Annotated in this window: 18 protein-coding genes; 9 read left to right on the plus strand and 9 right to left on the minus strand. The window is 66.3% G+C overall.

What is annotated here, in order from left to right; all coding sequences use genetic code 11:
- The 4 genes from AC1DS6_RS16160 to AC1DS6_RS16175 all read left to right on the plus strand — a co-directional run.
- Positions 1 to 142, plus strand: a 142-nt coding sequence (locus AC1DS6_RS16160) for an IS4 family transposase (protein ID WP_477102771.1), incomplete at its 5' end; no start/stop codon positions are given.
- A complete protein-coding gene (locus AC1DS6_RS16165; protein WP_477102721.1) occupies positions 120 to 1,100 on the plus strand; it encodes a transporter in 981 nt (326 codons plus the stop codon). The genes AC1DS6_RS16160 and AC1DS6_RS16165, both read left to right, overlap by 23 nt.
- Before the next feature lie 89 nt (positions 1,101 to 1,189).
- On the plus strand, positions 1,190 to 3,139 hold the full coding sequence (locus AC1DS6_RS16170) for an alkyl/aryl-sulfatase (RefSeq protein ID WP_477102722.1): 1,950 nt from the start codon (positions 1,190 to 1,192) through the stop codon (positions 3,137 to 3,139).
- Between the two features lie 883 nt (positions 3,140 to 4,022).
- On the plus strand, positions 4,023 to 5,441 hold the full coding sequence (locus AC1DS6_RS16175; RefSeq protein ID WP_441632826.1) for an NCS2 family permease: 1,419 nt from the start codon (positions 4,023 to 4,025) through the stop codon (positions 5,439 to 5,441).
- 217 nt (positions 5,442 to 5,658) lie between these two features.
- On the opposite strand, the gene metC is transcribed toward AC1DS6_RS16175, so the two are convergent.
- The 5 genes from metC to AC1DS6_RS16200 are packed head-to-tail and all read right to left on the minus strand — an operon-like array spanning position 5,659 to position 10,125.
- On the minus strand, positions 5,659 to 6,867 hold the full coding sequence (gene metC / locus AC1DS6_RS16180; protein ID WP_441632828.1) for a cystathionine beta-lyase: 1,209 nt from the start codon (positions 6,865 to 6,867) through the stop codon (positions 5,659 to 5,661).
- Positions 6,868 to 6,899: 32 nt separating this feature from the next.
- Positions 6,900 to 7,754: an amino acid ABC transporter ATP-binding protein gene (locus AC1DS6_RS16185; protein ID WP_477102723.1), complete on the minus strand. Its 855-nt coding sequence runs from the start codon at positions 7,752 to 7,754 to the stop codon at positions 6,900 to 6,902.
- Positions 7,741 to 8,544, minus strand: a complete 804-nt coding sequence (locus tag AC1DS6_RS16190; protein WP_441632832.1) for an amino acid ABC transporter permease — start codon at positions 8,542 to 8,544, stop codon at positions 7,741 to 7,743. Before AC1DS6_RS16190 ends, AC1DS6_RS16185 begins: the two co-directional genes overlap by 14 nt.
- A complete protein-coding gene (locus AC1DS6_RS16195; protein ID WP_441632834.1) occupies positions 8,531 to 9,277 on the minus strand; it encodes an amino acid ABC transporter permease in 747 nt (248 codons plus the stop codon). The genes AC1DS6_RS16190 and AC1DS6_RS16195 overlap by 14 nt, the downstream gene beginning before the upstream one ends.
- Positions 9,277 to 10,125 (minus strand): transporter substrate-binding domain-containing protein, encoded by an 849-nt coding sequence (locus AC1DS6_RS16200; protein ID WP_441632836.1) that lies wholly within the window; start codon positions 10,123 to 10,125, stop codon positions 9,277 to 9,279. The genes AC1DS6_RS16195 and AC1DS6_RS16200 overlap by 1 nt, the downstream gene beginning before the upstream one ends.
- Positions 10,126 to 10,404: 279 nt before the next feature.
- Between AC1DS6_RS16200 and AC1DS6_RS16205 the strand changes: the two genes are divergently transcribed.
- Complete coding sequence (locus AC1DS6_RS16205; protein ID WP_477102724.1) at positions 10,405 to 11,409, plus strand: tripartite tricarboxylate transporter substrate binding protein; 1,005 nt, start codon at positions 10,405 to 10,407, stop codon at positions 11,407 to 11,409.
- Between the two features lie 77 nt (positions 11,410 to 11,486).
- On the opposite strand, the gene AC1DS6_RS16210 is transcribed toward AC1DS6_RS16205, so the two are convergent.
- Positions 11,487 to 13,748 carry a rhodanese-like domain-containing protein gene (locus AC1DS6_RS16210; protein ID WP_477102725.1) on the minus strand — a complete coding sequence of 754 codons (2,262 nt, stop codon included), beginning with the start codon at positions 13,746 to 13,748 and terminating at the stop codon, positions 11,487 to 11,489.
- Positions 13,749 to 14,037: 289 nt separating this feature from the next.
- Here AC1DS6_RS16210 and AC1DS6_RS16215 point away from each other — a divergent pair, with 289 nt between their 5' ends.
- The 4 genes from AC1DS6_RS16215 (at position 14,038) to AC1DS6_RS16230 (ending at position 18,090) form a co-directional block, all read left to right on the plus strand.
- Complete coding sequence (locus AC1DS6_RS16215) at positions 14,038 to 14,640, plus strand: cysteine dioxygenase family protein (protein ID WP_477102726.1); 603 nt, start codon at positions 14,038 to 14,040, stop codon at positions 14,638 to 14,640.
- Positions 14,641 to 14,688: 48 nt separating this feature from the next.
- Positions 14,689 to 16,314, plus strand: coding sequence for a rhodanese-like domain-containing protein (locus AC1DS6_RS16220; RefSeq protein ID WP_477102727.1), 1,626 nt, complete (start codon positions 14,689 to 14,691; stop codon positions 16,312 to 16,314).
- Between the two features lie 184 nt (positions 16,315 to 16,498).
- Positions 16,499 to 16,792, plus strand: a complete 294-nt coding sequence (locus AC1DS6_RS16225; RefSeq protein WP_045236754.1) for a helix-turn-helix domain-containing protein — start codon at positions 16,499 to 16,501, stop codon at positions 16,790 to 16,792.
- Positions 16,789 to 18,090, plus strand: coding sequence for a type II toxin-antitoxin system HipA family toxin (locus tag AC1DS6_RS16230; protein ID WP_477102728.1), 1,302 nt, complete (start codon positions 16,789 to 16,791; stop codon positions 18,088 to 18,090). The genes AC1DS6_RS16225 and AC1DS6_RS16230 overlap by 4 nt, the downstream gene beginning before the upstream one ends.
- A 26-nt stretch (positions 18,091 to 18,116) precedes the next feature.
- On the opposite strand, the gene hutG is transcribed toward AC1DS6_RS16230, so the two are convergent.
- Genes hutG through AC1DS6_RS16245 form a run of 3 tightly spaced genes read right to left on the minus strand, consistent with a single transcriptional unit; the run spans position 18,117 to position 20,481 of the window.
- Positions 18,117 to 19,058, minus strand: coding sequence for a formimidoylglutamase (gene hutG / locus AC1DS6_RS16235; RefSeq protein ID WP_477102729.1), 942 nt, complete (start codon positions 19,056 to 19,058; stop codon positions 18,117 to 18,119).
- Complete coding sequence (locus AC1DS6_RS16240) at positions 19,055 to 19,816, minus strand: amino acid ABC transporter ATP-binding protein (RefSeq protein ID WP_477102730.1); 762 nt, start codon at positions 19,814 to 19,816, stop codon at positions 19,055 to 19,057. Before AC1DS6_RS16240 ends, hutG begins: the two co-directional genes overlap by 4 nt.
- Entirely contained in the window at positions 19,813 to 20,481 is a 669-nt protein-coding gene (locus AC1DS6_RS16245; RefSeq protein WP_477102731.1) for an amino acid ABC transporter permease, read from the minus strand. The genes AC1DS6_RS16240 and AC1DS6_RS16245 overlap by 4 nt, the downstream gene beginning before the upstream one ends.
- Positions 20,482 to 20,491: the final 10 nt, after the last annotated feature.

Below are 20,491 nucleotides of genomic sequence, written 5' to 3' on the forward strand. Positions count from 1 at the left end.
ACGCCTTGGCGGATTCCTCGGCCGCAAGAGTGATGGCGAGCCTGGCGTGAAGACGATTTGGCTGGGGCTGAAAGAAGTTCATGTCGCGGCGAAGACACTGCGAGGCTTACGAGCCGTCGATGATGGGGACAATTGTGTATAACCACATGACTTTACACAGGCCTGCATGGCAATGCCATCTCGATGCCGTGCGATTGAAGCCTTCGGCCGCCGCGTTGTTATTTTTCCTGCTGCCTGGCATTGCGGCCGCCGATGGTGCCCGGGACTGGATCAATCTCCCGATCGACACGAATCTGGTCTATCTCTACTACAACCATGTTCAGTCCAACACGCAGCTCGACACGACCCTTCCAGTGCAAGGTGTTGACACCACCATGAACATGGCGTTGGTCCGCTATGCGTATTCCTTTCCGGTTGCAGGCAAGACCGGCGGCATCCAGTTCCTGCTGCCCTACAGCTGGGCGACAGCCACCATCGATAGTTCCATTGCTCCGCTGGCTTCGCGCGAGTTCAGCAAGAACGGCGTGGGAGACCTGACCGTTGTGCTGGCAGCCAACCTGTTTGGCGCGCCGGCAATGACGCGCGAGGCATTTGCCAAGGCCACACCACAGACGCTTCTTACCGCGGCAGTCTTCCTCACCGTGCCCGTCGGGCAGTATGACCGGAACAAGCCGGTCAACTTCGGTGGAAATCGTTGGGTAGTCAAGCCACAGCTTGCATTCAACTATCCCTTTGGCAACTCGATGCTGTCCGTCAATGGCAATGTTTCGCTTTACACGGAGAACAGTGAATACTACAAGCCGGATGGCCACGGAAAGCTTCAGCAAGAACCGTTGGGGACGCTGGAGGCGCACTACAGCTACAGCTTCAACCGCGCGCTGTGGGCGGCGGTGGACATGGTCTATAGCAACGGTGGGCAGACCAGGATCAACGGCGTCAAGCAACACAACGCACAGGACACACTGAAGCTTGGTGTCAGCGGAAGCTTCAATTTCACCCCCACGGATGCCGTCTCGATGTCCTACCTCAAGACCGTCAGCACGCCTGCAGGCGCTGCGGATGTGAAAGTGTTTTCCATCAACTACAACCACGCCTGGTAGTGGGCCGACACCCTTTCCGTGAATACCGATAACGACAAAGAACTATAAACATGAAGAGAAAACCAGGTTCCCGGCGACGCCTTCTGGCAATGGCGCTTGCCCTTGCGAGCACCCCCGCACTCCTTTTTGCGCAATCCGCCCCGGCGCCTGGCAAACCCGCCACGGACCGGACCCGCCAAGCCAATGCCGCCATTCTCAAGGAACTTCCGTTTAACGACCGGACCGACTTCGAATCGGCGCAGCGCGGTTTCATCGGCACCACACCCAACCTGGTCATTCGGGCAGAGAATGGCAAGCACGCCGCCTGGAACTTGCCGGCATACGATTTTCTCAAGGCCGAGGGGGCGCCCGACACCATCAACCCCAGTCTGTACCGCATGGCTCAGCTCAATATGTTCAACGGGCTGTTCGCCGTTGTCGACCGCGTCTATCAGGTACGCGGCTTCGACCTGTCCAACATGACGATTATCGAAGGTGACACCGGACTTATCCTGATCGATCCGCTGATCAGCAAGGAAACCGCGAAAGCCGCGCTTGACTTGTATTACCAACACCGGCCGCGCAAGCCGGTCGTGGCGGTGATCTACACCCACAGCCACGTGGATCACTATGGCGGCGTCAAAGGCGTCGTGAACGAGGCGGATGTAAAGGCTGGCAAGGTAAAGATACTGGCGCCCGAGGGCTTCCTGGAAGAAGCGGTCAGCGAAAACATCTATGCCGGTACCGCCATGAGCCGCCGGGCCACGTATATGTATGGATCGCTACTGCCGCGCGGCGCGCAAGGCCAGGTCGATGGCGGGCTCGGCAAGAGCACCTCGCTTGGCGAGGTCACCTTGATCGCCCCCACCGATTCGGTAAGAAAGACTGGCGAGACACGCACGATTGACGGCGTGCAGATGGAATTCCAGATGGCGCCCAATACCGAAGCGCCTGCGGAAATGCTGATCTGGTTCCCGCAGTTCCAGATGCTCAACATGGCCGAAGATGCCACGCACACCCTCCACAACCTCTATACGCTGCGTGGCGCTCAGGTGCGCGATGCCAGGGAATGGTGGAAGACCGTCAACGAAGCGATCAATCGCTATGGCGTGCGCGCCAGGGCCGTGATCGCCCAACACCATTGGCCGACCTGGGGCGATGCCATCGTTCCGTTCCTGGAGAACCAGCGTGACATGTTCAAGTACCTTCACGACCAGACGCTGCATCTTGCCAACCAGGGCTACACGTCGGTAGAAATCGCGGAAATGCTGAAGCTCCCCGACAGCATTGGCAAGCAATGGTACAACCGGGACTACTATGGCACAGTCAATCACAATGCCAAGGCGGTCTACCAGCGTTACCTCGGCTGGTACGACTCTAATCCCGCAAACCTGTACAAGCTGCCGCCCACCGAGGCCGCCAAGCGTTACGTGGAGTTCATGGGCGGTGCGAAAAGCGCTATCGGGAAGGCCCGGCAATCGTTCCAGGAAGGCGATTATCGCTGGGTGGCGGAAGTGATGAACCACGTCGTCTTTGCCGATCCGGATAACAAGGAGGCGCGCGAGCTGGGGGCCGACGCGCTGGAGCAACTCGCCTACCAGACCGAGAGTCCCACGTGGCGTAACGAATTCCTGATGGGCGCCCTGGAATTGCGGCACGGCGCCGTCAAGCTACCGGGCTCCGGCGTGGCCTCGGCCGATACGGTAAATGCGATGACCGCCGACATGATCCTGGACTATGCCGGCATTCGCCTGAATGGGAGGAAGGCCGCCGGGAAGACGCTCAATGTCAACTGGCTCAATCCTGAAACCCACGAGCAATACGCGATCGAACTGCGCAATTCGGTCCTGATTTATACGCTCGGGAAACAGCTTCCCAAGGCGGATGTCACGATCACGACCAACAAGCTCGGCCTGGCAGGCGTGCTGGGCGGGGCGACCACACTGAGCAAGCTGTCGCAGGCGGGAAAGGCGAAGGTTGAAGGCGCAGGCGAAAAATTCGACGAACTCGCAGGCATGCTCGACACGTTCAGACCTGACTTCAATATCGTGACGCCATAATTCGCGCTGAACGATCCGGCGGCCAATATGGGAAGCGACGTCCGCATCCGCCGAGTTGTCCGGTCCCGGCGCTCTCCACTGGCGGAGAGCCTGCGCGGAACTTTTTCTGCGCATTTCCGGGCGGATGATGACCCCGGTTCTCCGGCGCGGCGGCCGACAGGCCCGCATTCGCGGTCATGGTTCGAATGCCACGTCGGGCGCATCCGTGGGCGTTGGCGACAGGATGCCGGTCTGGTGCCGACTTCCGACGCCGAGGCAGAGAAAGCCGAACTGTAGAGCCCGTGCCCCGGTAGGGTCGTCTTGCTTTTCGCCATTCTTTTGCCGACGCGCCAATGTAAGAAGTGATCGATATCCCACGCAGCGGAATACCATATGGCTTTTGCGCACAAAAGCCAACTCCACCCCAACGCCCACCTCAGTATCCACTGGTAGAATCGGCCCCCCTCAAACAAAAGCCAGCAGATCCGATACCGCACGTAAGTGCACTCCTGACTAACCGAGCCACATCCCCACCCCCACCGCATTCATCGTCGCCCGCCCACCCGCCAGCAGCCACAACTCACGGACTTGCGCCCCCACCACCGGGGATCCGCGGGACACCTCACATATATCCAAATCCCAATAACAGGCATGTCTGCGCCGTTATGAACGAATCCTGCGCCTCCCTTAGTCTTGCGCCATGTCGGACCGGCACCACCAGCACGGAGTGGCGAAGATCCGGCCGACAGCGACGTACCGCGGCAAATGCAGTGCCGGACGCGACACAACCCAGTGCGCGGCGGCCCGCAGACCTGCCCCGGTAACGACAACGAAAAAGCGAGACAGCCTGGAATACGAGCGGCGTAGCCGCCGCCCCAGTGCACCACAAAGGAGACACTCCGCCATGCTTGAGCAGCCGTTCCCCGGCCGTGCCGCCGCCCCCGGTACCGAAGCGATCGAGGCCAAGGCCATCGACACCATCGAGGCCATCGAAGTCAATGGCTTCCTTGACCGCTACTTCCAGATCAGTGCGCGCGGCAGCACTGGCCGGCGCGAGGCGCTTGCCGGCGTCACCACGTTCATGGCCATGGTGTATTCCGTGTTCGTGGTGCCGGGCATGCTCGGCAAGGCGGGCTTTGACTCCAGTGCCGTATTCGTCGCCACCTGCCTGACCGCGGCCTTCGGCTCCTTGCTGATGGGTGTGTGGGCCAGGCTGCCGATCGCCATCGGCTGCGCCATCTCGCTGACCGCGTTCACTGCCTTCGGGCTGGTGCTCGGGCAGGGTCTCTCCCCGGCCGTCGCGCTGGGTGCGATCTTCCTGATGGGCGTGGTGTTCACCGCCATTTCCGTGACCGGGGTGCGCTCCTGGATCCTGCGCAACCTGCCATCCGGCGTGGCGCACGGCACGGGGATCGGCATCGGTCTGTTCCTGCTGCTGATCGCGTCCAACGACGTGGGGCTCGTGATCAAGAATCCGGGCGCCGGCCTGCCCGTTGCGCTGGGCAAGATCACGGCGTTCCCGGTGGTGATGTCGATCCTTGGCCTGGCCGCGATCTTCGGACTCGAACGCCGCAAGGTGCCCGGCGGCATCCTGCTGGTGATCGTCGCGATCTCCGCGCTGGGCCTGGCCTTCGACCCTGCCGTCAAGTTCTCCGGCGTGTTCGCCCTGCCCGCGCTGAGCGCGCCGGGCCATGCCACGCTGATCGGCTCCATGGACATCAAGGGCGCGCTGTCGCTGGCGGTGCTGCCCAGCGTGCTGGCACTGGTGATGACCGCCGTGTTCGATGCCACCGGCACGATCCGCGCGGTTGCCGGCCAGGCCGGCCAGCTCGATGCGAAAGGCCAGATCCCCAACGGCGGCCGTGCCCTGACCACGGATTCGCTGAGCTCGATCTTCTCGGCCTTTTTCGGTGGCGCGCCCGCCGCGGCCTACATCGAATCAAGCGTAGGCGTAGCCGCCGGCGCCAAGACCGGCCTGGCCGCGGTGGTAGTGGGCCTGCTCTTCCTGGCGGTGATCTTCTTCTCGCCGCTGGCCGGACTGGTGCCTTCGTACGCCACCGCTCCCGCGCTGATGTACGTGGGACTGCTGATGCTCAGCAGCGTCAGCAAGCTGCATATGGACGACATGGTCGACGCCATGGCCGGGCTGGTATGCGCGGTCTTTATCGTGCTGACCTGCAATATCGTCACCGGCATCATGCTCGGCTTCTGCACCCTGGTGATCGGCCGCGTCGTGGCCGGCGAGTTCCGCAAGCTCAATGTGGGAACCGTCAGCATCGCGCTGGCACTGGCCGTGTTCTACGGCGGCGGATGGGCCATCTGAGGCTTGACGGCCGCGGCGCGCGCCGCGGCCGTTGATGCAGGCGGCACCGCGCGGGCTGATGGCCGCGCGGTGCCGCCACGCCAGTGGGTACTGAAAGCCAGCGCAACGATGACACTGGCTTTTTTGCGAAGCGGGCAAATTCCCGTCCCGCTTCTTTTTTTGCGCAGCCTCGCCCCGAATGACCGCGTGACCGCGCGCAAGGCGCTGGCCGCCAGGCTCAGGCCGCCGCGCGCCGTTGCGGCAATGCCGCCCGCAATGCCAATTCCAGCCCCTGCTCCAGGTCAGCGATCAAATCCTCGGACGCTTCCAGGCCGATATGCAGGCGGATCACCGGCTCGGTGCCTCGCCAGTACGAATGCGTCGCCAGCCGTTCCGGCGCGGCCACCTGCACCAGGCTTTCATACCCGCCCCAGGAAGCCCCCAGCCCGAACAAGCGCAGCGAATCCACCAGCTTGCGCGCCGCCGCCGCATCGGCGCCGGGCAACGCGAACGACACCAGCCCGTTGGCGCCCGAGAAATCCCGCCGCCACAGCGCATGACCGGGGTCCGAGGGCAAGGCCGGGTAGAAGACCCGCCCCACCGCCTCATGCGCTTCCAGGAACCGCGCCACCGCCAGCGCGTTGCGATGATGCTGCGCCAGCCGTACCGCCAGCGTGCGGATGCCGCGCAGCGCCAGGTAGGCATCGTCCGCGCCGATGGCCAGCCCGAAGCTATCGTGGGTATCGGCAATCCGGTGCGCCAGCGCTTCATCCCTGACCACCACCGCGCCCTGCATCAGGTCGGAATGGCCGCTGATGTATTTGGTCGAGGCCAGGATCGATATATCCACGCCCAGCGCCAGCGGCTGCAGCACGTGACCGGACGCCCAGGTATTGTCGGCGGCAACCACCACCCCATGCCGGTGCGCGATCTGCGACAGGCGCGGCAGGTCCAGCACCTCGTACAACAGCGAACTGGGCGACTCCAGGTAAAGCAGGCGCGTATTCGGACGGATCAGCGCGTCCACATCGTGCTGGCTGGGCGAGAAATAGCTGACCTCGATGCCCAGGCGGCGCAGCAGCGTCTGCTCCAGACGGCGCACCGGCGCGTAGACGCTGTCCGCCACCAGCGCATGATCGCCGGGCGAGAGCAGCGCCAGGAACGTCAGCGAGATCGCCGCCAGCCCGGAAGGCGCAAGGAAGGTACGGTTGCCGCCTTCCAGCGCGGCAATTGCGTCTTCCAGCGCGCGATGCGTGTCCATGCCCTGCCGGCCGTAGGAACTGACGCGCTCGCCGCGCGCATGGCGGGCACGGATATCGTCGTAGGCGTCGGTATTCTCGAAACGCACGGTGCTGGTCCGCACCACCGGCACATTGACCGGACCGTGGCCCTGGCTGAAGGGCGGCGTGCCGGCGTGGATCAGTTGGGTATCGCGATGATGGCTCATGGTTCTTCGATGGGGATTGGACCGGGCGGCGCTCAAACGGCAAAGCGCAGCTTGTCGAAAGAGAAGACGAAGGGATCGGCCGCCACGCGCGGCGCTGCGCCCAGCGCGCGGTTGAGAAAGGCGCGCGTGCGCTCGCTGCGCGGTTCGCTGAAGATGCGGCGCGCCGGGCCATGCTCGACGATCCGCCCGCTCTCGGTGAAATACACTTCGTCGCTGATCTCCTCGGCAAAGCGCATTTCATGCGTGACCAGCAGGCAGGTCAGGCCCTCCGCCACCAGGTCGCTGATCACGTTCAGCACCTCGCCCACCGTTTCCGGGTCCAGCGCTGAAGTCACCTCATCGAACAGGATCAGCTCGGGCTCCATCGCCAGCGCGCGGGCAATCGCCACGCGCTGCTGCTGGCCACCGGAAAGCTCGCCCGGATAGGCGCCCGCCTTGTCGGCCAGGCGCACCTTGCGCAGCAGCTCGATGGCGGTAGCCTCGGCCTCGGCCCGGCCACGCCCCAGCACGCGCAGTGGCGCGATGGTGAGATTCTGCAACACGGTCAGGTGCGGAAACAGGTTGTACTGCTGGAAGACAAAGCCCACCCGCTTGCGCAGCGCGATGCGCTCGGCCTCGCTGCGCAGCTCGCGCACCGCCACGCCGCCCACCGTCACCGTGCCCTGCTGCGGGGCCAGCAGGCCCGTCATGCAACGCAGGATGGTGGACTTGCCCGAGCCCGACGGGCCGATGATGGACACCGCCTGCCCGCGCCGCACTTCCAGGTCGATGCCCTTGAGCACCGCGTTGCCGCCGAACGCGAGGTGCACGTCGCGCAGCGCAACCAGCGGCGCTGGCGTGGGGACCGCGGACAACACGGGTCCGCCGCTATGTTCAGGCAACAGCATGTTTTTGTTCCAGGAAACGGGTGAAGCGCGAGATCGGGTAGCACCAGGCAAAGAACATCGCCAGCACGATGAAGTAGATCAGCACGGTAAAAGCGGTCTGGTTGACGGTATTGCTGGCGATCTGCGCGGTATCGAGCAAATCGTGCACGCCCACCAGCGAAGCCAGCGCGGTGCTCATGGTGAGTGTGGCGTACAGGTTCATCCATGGCGGCAGCATGCGCCGCACGCACTGCGGCCCGACGATCAGCCGCAGGATCTGCCAGCGCGAGAACGCCATCGAGCTGGCCGCCTCCCACTGCGTGAGCGGGATCGACTGCACCGCGCCACGCAGCACCTCGGCCACATTGGCGCTGGCCGGCAGCGCCAGTCCCACCACCACCTTGAGCCAGTCCGGGAACGGCACGATATGGCTGCCGATGTTCAGCTCGAACGGAAAGACATAGGTGGAGAAGTAGATCAGCACCAGCCACGGCGCATTGCGGAACACCTGCACATAAAGCTGCGCCGGGCGCCACAGCAGCGCCAGCGGCGACAGCCGCAGCGCGCCGACCAGCAGCCCGCCAGCGGTGCCCAGCGCGATCGCCAGCAGGCTCACGCCGATATTGACCAGGAAGCCGCGCGCCAGCGCCGGCGACCATTGCCACGCGCTGGCCAGCGCCCGCGCCAGGTCCGGATGGCGGGTGGCGGCCAGCGCCACCGCCACGAGCGGCAGGAGCCACAGCAGGCTGGCGAAGCGGCCCACGCGCGGCCATGCCGGCGCGCCGCGGAAAATGGAATCAGCGGTCGCCATAGCCGGGCATCCTCAGCCGAAGTTCCAGCCAGTTGCCGGCCTGGCTGACCACCCAGGTCAGCAGGCCAAAAAACAGCAGCAACAGCACCATCAGTTCCAGCACGTTATCGCGCTGGGTCCAGATCATGATGGAGGCATAGGTGATATCGCCCACGGCAATGGCCGACGCCACCGCCGTGGCCTTGACCAGATCCACGGAGTTGTTGACCAGGGCAGGCAGCGCGAAGCGCACCGCCAGCGGCAACTGCACCCGCCACAGCAAGGTGCGGCGGTCGAAGCCGAGCGAGGCCGCCGCCTCCAGCGTGACCCTGGGCACCGCTTCGATGCCCGCGCGCAAGGCTTCGGCATGGAACACACCCTTGTGCAGCGACAGCACCACCACCACCCACAGGAACGGGGTGAGCGGATTGCTCCGCTGCGCATCCTGCAAGGCATGGGTGATCAGCATATTGAGCACGAGGAAGGCGCAATAGAGCTGCACCAGCGTGGGCGTATTGCGCGTGACCTCCACAAAGGCGCGCGTGGCACCGGCCAGCAATGGCCGGCGCGAAGTCAGCAACGCCGCCATGGCCACCCCCGCCACCAGGCTGCCGGCCAGCGCGCAGACCACCAGTTGCACGGTGACCCATGCGCCATGCACGAAGGAAGCGCGGTCATAGGCATCGGCAAGAAATGCATAGTTCAGGCCGAAGCGGCGCGCCACCTCGATCCCCCAGGCAATCGCTGCATCCATCAGGAACGGCCGCCCTTGAACTTGTCGTGCAGTTCGGTCAGCGCAGGCGAAGGCGGCTGGATGCCGGCCTTCTTCTCGGTAGCCACCAGCCAGCCGCTGCGATGCCAGTTCTGCACGATGCGGTCGACGGCCTGGATGGTGTCCTGCTCGCCCTTGCGGGTCCAGATCACGGTGGGCGCGGGGTTCAGTTCCGGCAGCACGATGCGGTAGTTCTGCCACTCGGGATTGCCGCGCACCAGCGGTTGCAGCAGCGTGTTGTCGTGCACGGCGCCGGCGCAGTTGTCGCCGCGCAGGGCCAGCAGCGATTCCGCCGAGCCCTTGAAGCCCTTCGGGATGGCGCCGTATTCCACCTGTACCGGCCGCGTATAGCTGCTGCCTTGCGAGATGCAGACCGTCTTGCCCTTGAGGTCTTCCCAGCGGCGGATATCGCTCTGCCTGGGCACGATCACGGCGCCGCCCACGCGGTAGTAAGGCGTGGGCACGTGGCCGAGCTGCTCGCCGCGATCGGCGTTGTATTCCATCGATGCGATCAGCACATCGACCTTGCCTTGCTGCAGGAACTGCACGCGGTTGGAGGGCTGCACCTGCACCGTTTCCAGCTCCACGTTGAGTTGCCTGGCGAGATCCTGCGCAAGCTCCGCGTTAAAGCCCACGGGTTTCTGCGTGGCGGGATCGATCGAGCCGAAAGCGCTGCCGGACAGCATGACGCCGACCACGATCCTGCCGCGCTGGCGGATCTTGTCGAGCGTGGCGTCGGCATGGGCGGCGCCGGCGAGGAAGGTACCTGCCAGCATGGCAGCGGCGAGGACGATGGGACGCGGGGAACGCAGGGGAAAGATACGGGTCATGGTGTGTTCGAGTTCTTGTAGGCGAAGTCGTGTCTTGCGCGAATGGCATGCCGCCGGAGGGGCTGGCTGGAGCGTCCGGTGCGCCATGCGGTCAGCAAACTGTACCCATGCGCCGATGAACACGGAACGAATCATTGAGCCCATCGTTATGCGCTGCGCGTTGCCGGTCGCAGTGCCGCCAGGCCGGGCCACACCGCATATCCATGCGCGGAAAGATTCGTTGGCCTTGCCCGCCGCGCTTTCTAAGCTTTGCGCTCGATTCGCCTCCGGCCACATCCCATGCAACGCCGCACTGTGCTCCGCACCCTCTCCTGCCTTCCTGTCGCTGCCGGCGTGGCAGCCATCGCAGGCGTTCCGTTCCACAGCCACGCCACGCAAGCCGCGGAGACCTTTCCCTCGCGTCCCGTGCGCATCGTGGTGCCGGTGGCTCCCGGCGGCAGCGCCGACAAGCTCGCGCGCACGCTGGCCCTCAAGCTCAGCGAGAAATGGGGGCAGCCGGTAGTGGTGGAAAACGTGGTTGGCGCCAGCGGCACCCTGGGCGCCGCACAGGTGGCAAGGGCCAGGCCTGACGGCCATACGCTGCTGCTGGGCGGGGAAGGCGTGACGCTGAATGCCTCGCTGTTCAAGACGCTGCCCTATGACACCGGCCATGCGTTTCGCGGCGTGAGCAAGGCGGTGGTCAATCCGCAGATCCTGGTGGCGCGGCCGGACCTGGGCGTGCGCAGTCTCCAGGATTACATCGCGCTCGCGCGCAAGAAGCCCGGCGAACTGACGCTTGGCCTGCCGGGCAACGGCGGCATAGCCCACGTCGCGCACGAAATGCTGTCGCGGCAGGTCGGCATCAAGGTCAACTACATTCCGTATGCCGGTGGCGCACCCGCCACGGTGGACTTGCTGGGCGGGCATATCGATGCCACGCTGATCACGCTGGCGGCGGTCACGGACTACGTGCGCTCAGGGCGCCTGACGGCGCTGGCGGTCACGACGCCTTATCGTTCGAAGGCACTGCCGCAAGTGCCGACCATGGCGGAAGCCGGGGCCGCCGGCTTTGCGGTGGAGAGCTGGCAGGGGCTGATCGCGCCCTCGGCCACGCCGACGCAGGTGGTGGAGCGCATCAGCCGCGATGTGGCGGCGGTGCTCAATGTGCCGGCCACGCGTGGGCAGTTGGAGGATGCGGGATATGTGGTGGTGGGTTCGTCGGCGCAGGAGCTGGACGCTACGCTGTCGCGCGATTTGCCGAAGTACGCTTCCGTGATCGCGGCTTCGGGGATTTCGTTGCGTTGAGGCGGGAGGGAAAGCGCTCACGTGATGTGAGCGCTATCGGTATGGCGGTATATGGCGCGCGCGCCCTCTCCCCGCGCTCAGCCCTGCCGATAGTCCACCAGCCGCACCGGCAGATCGCCATCGCGTTCCAGCTGATCGACCAGGCCGATCTCCCAGTTCAGGTAGGCATGCATCTCCGCCTTGCGGCGGTTCTCGTCCTCATAGGCATAAGCGCTGTACCACGCGTCTTCGTCACCGGTCAGCACGCGCGCCGCGGCAGCGCTACCCGCCCCCGCCGGTTCAACAGGCAGGCCCAACGCCTGCCAGCGCGCATTGCCGCCGAGCAGTGCCCGCACGTCGCGCCCGCTGGTGCGGCGCAACTCTGCCGCAACCGCCTGCGCCAGCACGCCGTCCGATGACGTCACGACGATGATGTCTTCGGCCTCCCCGTGCTCCAGCACCAGCGCCACCTTCTCCGGTGTGGCAAACCAGGCGCCAGGCACATGGCCGCGGCGGAATGCAAGGCTGCTGTCCACGTCGGCCACGCTTACCCCGCCCCGCGCTTGCAACTCGGCGAGCGATGCCACCTCGATCCAGGGCGCCTCCACCTCGGAGGCACGCAGTACGCGCACGGGCTCCGGCCCGGACTCGCGCGGCGCCAGCGGCGCGGGACGGAACAGGTAGACCTCATGCCCGCTGAACTGCGCCAGCCACGCGGCCGTGATCTGCGCGCGCACGCCATCCCAGTCGGCCAGCACGATGCGGGCGCGGCGGGTGCCGGCGTAGGCGTCGGTGGCCTGCACCAGTTGCCCGCCGGGCGCGCTGCGCCAGCCGGGCAGGTGCCCTGCCGCGTATTCCTCGGGCGAGCGCACGTCGAAGCGGTACAGCGTGCGTGCGCCGGCTTGCTGCTCGAAGGCGGCCAGCTGCGCCGCATCGATATGCCGCACGCCGGCGCGTTCGGCCACCCGCGCCGCACGCTCGCGCGCGGCCGCCTGGGCCGCATCGCCCGGCTGCGGCGCGAAGCGGGTCTGGCCGTGGTCCAGCTTGTAGCCCGCCAGCAGCCAGGCCATGGTGCCGTCCTTGAGCGACACCACGCGATTGGGAATGCCCGCGTTGATCAGCGTCTGCGCGCCCACGATGCTGCGCGTGCGGCCGGCGCAATTGACGACCACCAGCGTGGCGGGATCGGGCGCGATCTCGCCGATGCGGTAGACCAGTTCCGCGCCGGGGCAGTCGACCGCGCCGGGAATGCTCATATTCTGGAATTCCGTGAAGGGGCGGCTGTCCACCACCACCACGTTGTCGCCGCGCTCCTGGTAGAGCCTGAGCGTCTCGGCGGTGATCCACGGCGTGCGCAGCTCATGCTCGATCACCTCGCCGAAGGCCTTGCTTGGCACGTTGGTGCCGCTGAATACCTCATAGCCCGCCGCCTGCCAGGCGCGCGTGCCGCCTTCCAGCACGGAGACGTTCGTATAGCCGAAACGCAGCAGCTTGGCCGCGGCCGCGTGGGCGATATCTTCCGCCAGGTCCGTCACGACGATGCGCGTAGTCCGGCGCGGCACCAGGCGGTCGATCGTGGTCTCGAGCCGGCCCAGCGGCGCGGGCACCGCGAACAGCAGGTGCTCGCGCGAGAAAGCACCTTCTTCGCGCGCGTCCAGCACGGCCAGTTCCTCGCCCGCTGCAATGGCGCGCTTGAGCGCGGCCGGGCTCACCAGCGGATGGCGGATCAGCGCCGGCGCGGCAAAGGTGCGGCAGGTGTACTGGGTGCCGTCCTCCGGCACGGGCTCGAACTTCACGCGAGCGGCGAGGCGGGTCAGCGTGAGGCCGTAGAAGTGCAGGTGCAGCCCGGGCGTGTCGCCGGTCAGCTCGATGGTATGCACATCGGCTGGCGACAAGGTGATGGCATTGCCCGCGCGCACGTCGAGCTGGCGCAGCGGCTCCAGCGTGTCCTGGCCGGGCCTGCTGCCCTGGCTGCGGTGGAAGATGACATTGCGCTCGACGCCGCGCACCCCGGCGATCACCGCCCAGGTGGTGTGGTCGTGCGGCGGCTGCGCCTTGCCGGGCAGGCCGGCGGAAGCGAACAGCGCGAAGCCGCCGTCCGGATCTTCCGCCAGCCGGTAGATCGCGGCGGGCCGTGCCGTGTCCACGGGGAAGTGCTCGGGCGGGAACAGGTGCGCCTGGCCGGCCAGCGCCACCAGTTCGTCGGCCAGCGCGGCCAGCGGCGCCCTGTCGGCGGCCTGGCGGGCGGCGATCTTGCGGGCGCGGGCGATAAAGGCCGCGACGGCGGCGGCGCGGGCATCGCTTACGTCGCCGGCGGCCGCGTCATCGACAAGGGTCTGGGTCAGGTCGGTAATGGTCATGGCGAGGGATTCTCGTGAATGCTGGGAGAGTGCGGGGACAGTGCGCGGCTTGCGCGGCCAATGGCTTGCCCGCGCACCGGACACTAGAGCCTAAGAGAAGTTGCGCCGCCGGCTAACGAATCAGATCGCAGATCGTTATGCCGTGGCCGCCGCGCATGGGTGCGCTTCGCCCGCCGGCACGGCTTCGCATATGCATCGTCGATATTGTTCGTTCTTGCGCAGCCTCGTATTCCTTAGAGTAAAGGCCTGCCGCCACCCGCCGCGGCTTCGCACCGACCAAGGATTCCCCATGACGACCCGGAACCAGCGCACTGCCGCCATTGCCACCACCCTTGCCGAGGTCCGCGCACTGACCGCGCAGCGCGACATCGACCGCGTCACGCTGGCACAGGTCGCCGCGGTCCTGCAGAACCTGGCCAGCCGCAAGGACCTGTTCGGCTTTGCCGACTTTCCGCCGCCCGGCGATGGCGCCACCACCTCCACCCGCTACCGCCTGAGCGAGGAAGGCCAGTTGCCGGCGCTCTACCTCAACTCGATCGTGCCGGGCAAGAAAACCATCCCGCACAACCACGACACCTGGGCCGTGATCGTGGCCGTGCAGGGCGATGAACTCAACCGCGTCTACCGCCGCACCGACGACGGCAGCAACCCCGAGCGAGCCAGCATCGAACTGGAGCGCGAACTGGTGGTGCGCCCGGGCACGCCGATCAGCTTCCTGCCGCAAGACATCCACAGCATTCACGTGGTCGGCGACGCGCCGACACTGCATTTCCACCTCTACGGCCGTCCGCTCGAAACCCTGACGGGCCGCATCGGTATCGAGCCGGAAACCGGGCGTATCGTCAACTACAACGCCACCCAGTTGAACCGCAGCGAAAAGATCGCCGCCTGAGGCTGCAATGGACAGCGCCCTAACCCCCTTCTTCACGCAGAGCAATCCATGACCCGATCCATCGATGCCGCCGCCCTGCGCGGCTGGCTTAACGACGGCCAGCCGCTGGCGCTGTTCGACGTGCGCGAGCACGGGCAGCATGGCGAGGGCCATCCCTTCTTCGCCGTGCCGCTGCCCTACAGCCGGCTGGAACTGGACGTGGCGCGCCTGGCGCCGCGCCTGGGCGAGCGCATCGTGCTGCTCGACGACGGCGACGGCGTGGCCGGGCGCGCGGCGCAACGGCTGGCGGCGCTGGGCTACCGGGACGTCACGCTGCTGGCCGGCGGCGCGCCGGCCTGGGCTCTGGCCGGCTTCACTTTGTTCAAAGGCGTCAACGTGCCGTCCAAGACGTTTGGCGAACTGGTGGAACACCTGCAGGAAACGCCGCGCCTGAGCGCCGCGGAACTGGTAGCGCGCCGCGCCGCCGGCGAGCCCCTGGTACTGGTGGACGGCCGCACCTTCGATGAACACCAGAAGATGACCATCCCCGGCGCGCACAGCCTGCCCAACGGCGAGCTGGCCTTGCGCCTGTCCGCCCTGCTGCCGGATGCACGGACCACCGTGGTGGTGCACTGCGCCGGGCGCACGCGCAGCATCATCGGGGCCCAGACGCTGCGCAACCTCGGCCTGCCCAATCCGGTGCTGGCGCTGGAAAACGGCACGCAGGGCTGGTACCTGGCCGACTACGCGCTGGAACACGGCAGCCAGCGCCGCTACCCGCCAGCCCCGGCAGCCGGCGAGCTGGCCGAGGCGCGTGCGCGCTCGGCCCGGCTGCTGCAGCGCGACGGGCTGCCCGCGCTGTCGGCCACGCAGGCGCAGCAGTGGCTGGACGACGACCGCCGCACCACCTACCTGCTCGACATCCGCACCGCGGAGGAATTCGCCCAGGGATCGATCGACGGCGCACAGCATGCGCCCGGTGGCCAGCTGGTGCAGGCCACCGACCAGTACATCGGCGTACGCGGCGGCCGCGTGATCGTGTTCGACGACGACGGCGTGCGGGCGCCCGTGGTGGCGAGCTGGCTGCACCAGATCGGCTACGAGAGCGCCGTGCTGGCCCATGGCGTCAATGCCGCCGTCAAGGCACCCGCGCCGCCGCGCACCCTGCCCGCCCATGCCCTGCCGGTGCTCGACGCCAACCTGCTGCGCGCTCTGTATGCCGAAGCGCCCGATGCGCTGCGCTTCGACCTGCGCGACAGCGCCGAATACGCACGCGGCCATGCCAAAGGCGCAGCCTGGTCGATCCGCCCGCGCCTGCCGGCCACGCTCGACCGCCTCGGCGCCACGCACGACCATCCGGTCATCCTGATCGCCAGCGAGCCGCATATTGCCAACCTGGCCGGCCTGGACCTGCTGGCCGAAGGCTACCGGCACGTGTATCGCCTGGCCGAGGGCTACCAAACCTGGCAAGCCGCGGGCCTGCCCGAAGCAACCGAACCCACGCCGCTGCCCCCCGAGACGCGTATCGACTACCTTTTCTTCGTGCACGACCGCCACGAAGGCAACAAGGACGCCGCCCGCGCCTACCTGGCCTGGGAAACGGGACTGATCGCCCAGTGCGCGCCGGACGAGATCGGCCGCTTCCGGATCCCGGCACCCGCCGCGCTGGCGTCGGCCCGTCACAAGACCGCGTGAAATCATTCGCCATTGGCTTTGGCCACCCCGGAAGCGTTGCGCTCGGGCGTTGGTATCGACTCGCGGGCAATTCGCCTGCCGTTGATTGTTATTTAATAATAATTACCAATAAATTATGTAATACCATAATACGTAGACAGCTTGTGCTATGATATTTCATATCTTTTTGATGTGAAACTATGCTATGCCATCCTTCTACGACCAGCTTCAGGCCCGCCGCGCCGCACGGAAGTCCTCGCTTGGGGACGTGGCGCGGCTGATTGGCATGGCGCCGTCGAATCTCACCACGGCACTGAGCGGCCGGCATGATGTGCGCGCCTCCACACTCGAAGCCGTGGGCGCGGCGCTTGATGCGGAATGGGTGCTGGTGCCCCGCGAGCACCTGCTCGCCGTGCGGCGCCTGATCGAAGGCAAGGACAGCGGCCCGGACCGCGAAGCCAGGACATCGGTCGAGATGTTCCTGGAGCAGGAACCGTGAGCCCCGGACTGCGCCCCCGCTACCTGGAGGTACACCTGCACGGCGTACTGTGCGGCTACCTGTGCGAAGTCGAGCGCACCTGCCGCTTTGTACCCGCGGAAGCCTTTCGTGGCGACCCGTTGCGGCCCACGCTCAGCCTCTCGCTGACCTTTCCCGGCAATGACACGCTGACCGCGGCGGTACTGGCCAACCCCTTCCACCCCGCGCTCTACAACACCAACGGCGCGCTGCCGCCCTATTTCGCCGGGCTGCTGCCCGAAAGCGAATTGCGCAAGCGGCTGGAAGCCACACGCCATCATCCCGAGGACCGCGACGATTTCGGCATCCTGGCCGCCGCCGGCGAGGACCTGCCCGGCGCGGTGGTGGTGCGCCCCGCGCCCATCGACGCCCTGCCCGCGCACGTACGCACGGTTGGCGTGACGGGTGGCGCGGACAACCTGGAAATTGCCGTCATCGAAGGCGCCACCGAAGGCGCGGCCTCGGTCTCGGGCGTGCAGAACAAGATTGCGCTATCCACCGCGCATGCCGGCAAGCGCTACACCATGCCCACCCACGGGCACCTGTCGGACCTGATCGCCAAGCTGCCCACGCGCAACGACGACAGCCAGGTCTTCAACGAATACGTGTCGATGCAACTGGCACAGGCCGCCGGCGTGGCGGTCGCGCCGTGCCGGCCCGCGCCGCTGGCCGCCATCGAGGTGGAAGGCATGGCCGAAGCCCTTGGCGCGGATCTGCACTTCCTCGCCGTGGACCGCTTCGACCGCGAGCCGGGCGGACGCGTGCATGCCGAGGACGGTTGCCAGTTGCTGACCCGCATGCCCAATCGCAAGTACGCCGGCCGCGACGCCTACGCCGTGCTGGTGCAATTGCTGGAGCGGCTGAGCGTGCGCGGGATCGAGGATGTGCGGCAGTTCTTTATCCGGCAGGCCGTCAACACCCTGCTGGGCAACAGCGACGCCCACCTGAAGAACTTCTCCTTCCTGTACCGCAACGGCATCGCGCCAGAGCTGTCGCCTGCCTACGACATCGTCAGCGTGGCGGCCCTGCCGGGCTTTGCCGGCTTCGGCCAGAACGTCGCCATCGACCGCCAGCAGCGCGTGCAAACCCTGCAAACCTACCGCGAGTTCGCGCGCGAGGCGAAAATCGCCGGGCGCATCGCCACCGCCGCCGTCAAAGATGCGGTGGCCATGGCCCACGAGCGATGGCCCGCCTTGCTGGAACAACTACCGGCTCCGGCGGGCATGCGCGCGGTGGTGCTGGAGCGGCTGGCGACGCTACCGCTGGCACGGCGCAAATAGACGGCACTCGAAAAGCGGACCCCGCCTCAGGCCAGCAGCCGGTACGCCAGCCGTGCCGCCACCCGCGCGCCCTGATGATCGCGGTCGTAGTTGGGGTTGTACTCGGCCAGGTCGGCCACGCGCAACTTGCCGCTGCGCCGCACCTCGCCCACCAGCGCCTCGACTACCGCCAGCGGCACGCCAAAGGCAGCAGGCGCCGAGACGCCTGGCATGACGGCGGCCGGCAGCGCATCCAGATCGATGGTGAGATAGACATGCCCGGCCAGGGCCATGCGCTCCCTCAACGCGGCCAGGCGAGCATCGAGATGCCGTTCCTGCAAGTCGACATCCTCGACGTAAGACACGCCCAGTTCGTCGGCCCGGGCAAACAGGGCCGGGGTATTGGCGAGACGGCTCACGCCCAGGCAGACATAGTCGAACGGCTGCCCGCGGCGCGCACTCTCGCACGCGATCTGGTCGAACGGCGTTCCGGAACTTGCTGGCCGGCTGGTACGCAAGTCGAAGTGTGCGTCGATATTCACGATCAGCAGGCGGCCGTCGTCGCCGGCGGCATCCAGATGCGCCCGCAACCCCTGCCAGCTGCCCCAGGCGACTTCGTGGCCGCCGCCCAGCACCAGCGGCAAGCCGCCGCCATCCAGCACGGCACGGACCGCCCCCGCCAGGCGTTCCTGGGCGGCTTCCAGTGCATCGTCTTCGCAGATCACGTTGCCGGCATCGTACAAGGCCGGCAGTCCGTGCGCCGGCACATTGGCCAGGGCGCGGCGGATTGCATCCGGCCCCTGCGCCGCGCCGGCGCGGCCTTGGTTGCGCAGCACGCCGGCATCGCAGGCGAACCCAACCAGCACCGGCGATCCGGCCGGCAGCGGCGCGCCCGCGGCGCGCACAACATGGAACAAGCGCCTGGTATCGCCACGCTCGCCGGCGTCGGTACGGCCCTGCCAAAGAGACTCTGTCATTGCCATGCTCATTGCCGCGTCAGCACGGCTTGCAGGAAACCGCGCGTGCGCTCCTGCGTGGGCGCGGAGAAGATGACGGACGGCGGACCGGCTTCGATGATGCCGCCGCCGTCCATCACCACCACGACATCGGCGACCTCGCGGGCAAAGCCCATCTCGTGCGTGACCACCACCATCGTCATGCCTTCGGCGGCCAACACCTTCATCACTTGCAGGACCTCGCCCACCAGTTCGGGATCGAGCGCGGAGGTGGGCTCGTCGAACAGCATCACACGCGGCGCCATGGCGAGCGCGCGCGCAATGGCCACGCGCTGTTTCTGCCCGCCCGAGAGGCTGGCCGGCATGGCGTGCGCTTTATGTGCCAGGCCCACTTTCTCCAGCAGCGCCATCGCCTCGCGCTCGGCGTCGTCGCGCGAGGCGCCGCGCAGCATGCGAGGACCGAGCGTGACATTGTGCAGCACGGACAGGTGGGGAAACAGATTGAAGGACTGGAACACCATCCCGACTTCCGTGCGCAAGCGGTTCAGTTCAGGGTCGGCGATCAGCTGCCCCTGATCGAGCAGCCTGGTGCCACAGATCTCGATGGTGCCGCTCTCAGCCTGCTCCAGGCCGTTGCAGCAGCGCAGGAACGTGCTTTTGCCCGAGCCGCTGGGCCCGATCACAACCACCACTTGCGACGGCTCCACATCGAAATCGATGCCCCTCAGTACCGTATGGTCGCCGAAGGATTTGCCCAGATTGCGGATCCGGATGATTGCGGAATCGCTCATTGCACCATGCCTCCCATACGCAGCCGTCGCTCCATGTGCCGCAGGAACAATCCCGCGGCGCTAGTCAGCAGCAGATAGACCAACGCGATCGCCAGGTACACCTCCAGCGAGCGGTAGGACACACTGATGATCTTCTGCCCTTCGTGCATCACGTCGTGAATGGTCAGCAGCGATACCAGTGCGGAGTTCTTGATCAATGCGATGAACTCATTGCCTAGCGGCGGAATCATGCGCACGATCGCTTGCGGCAGGATCACCGCGCGCATCGCCTGGCCTGACGACATGCCGATGGAACGCGCGGCTTCCATCTGACCCTTGTCGACAGACTGGATCGCGCCCCGCACAATCTCGGAGACATAGGCGCCGGAATAGATGCCCAGGCCGATCACGCCGCAAACGAATGCCGGTAGCAGGATGTCAAATTGCGGCAGCCCGAAGAACAGCAAGAACAGTTGCACCAGCAAGGGCGTGCCACGAATCGCGGTCACGTAGGCGGTACAGATGCCATACACGACGCGGCGCCGCGGATCGAGCCGGCCGATGCCAACCAGCAAGCCCATCACGCACCCGAGCACCAGCGCGCAGGCTGTCACCTCGACCGTGACCACGGCGCCGCGCACCAGGTCGGGCCAGCCGGCCCAGACCGGCGAGAAGTCCAGTTCCATGATGTCTTCC

This window comes from Cupriavidus sp. 05L310, assembly GCF_056398185.1.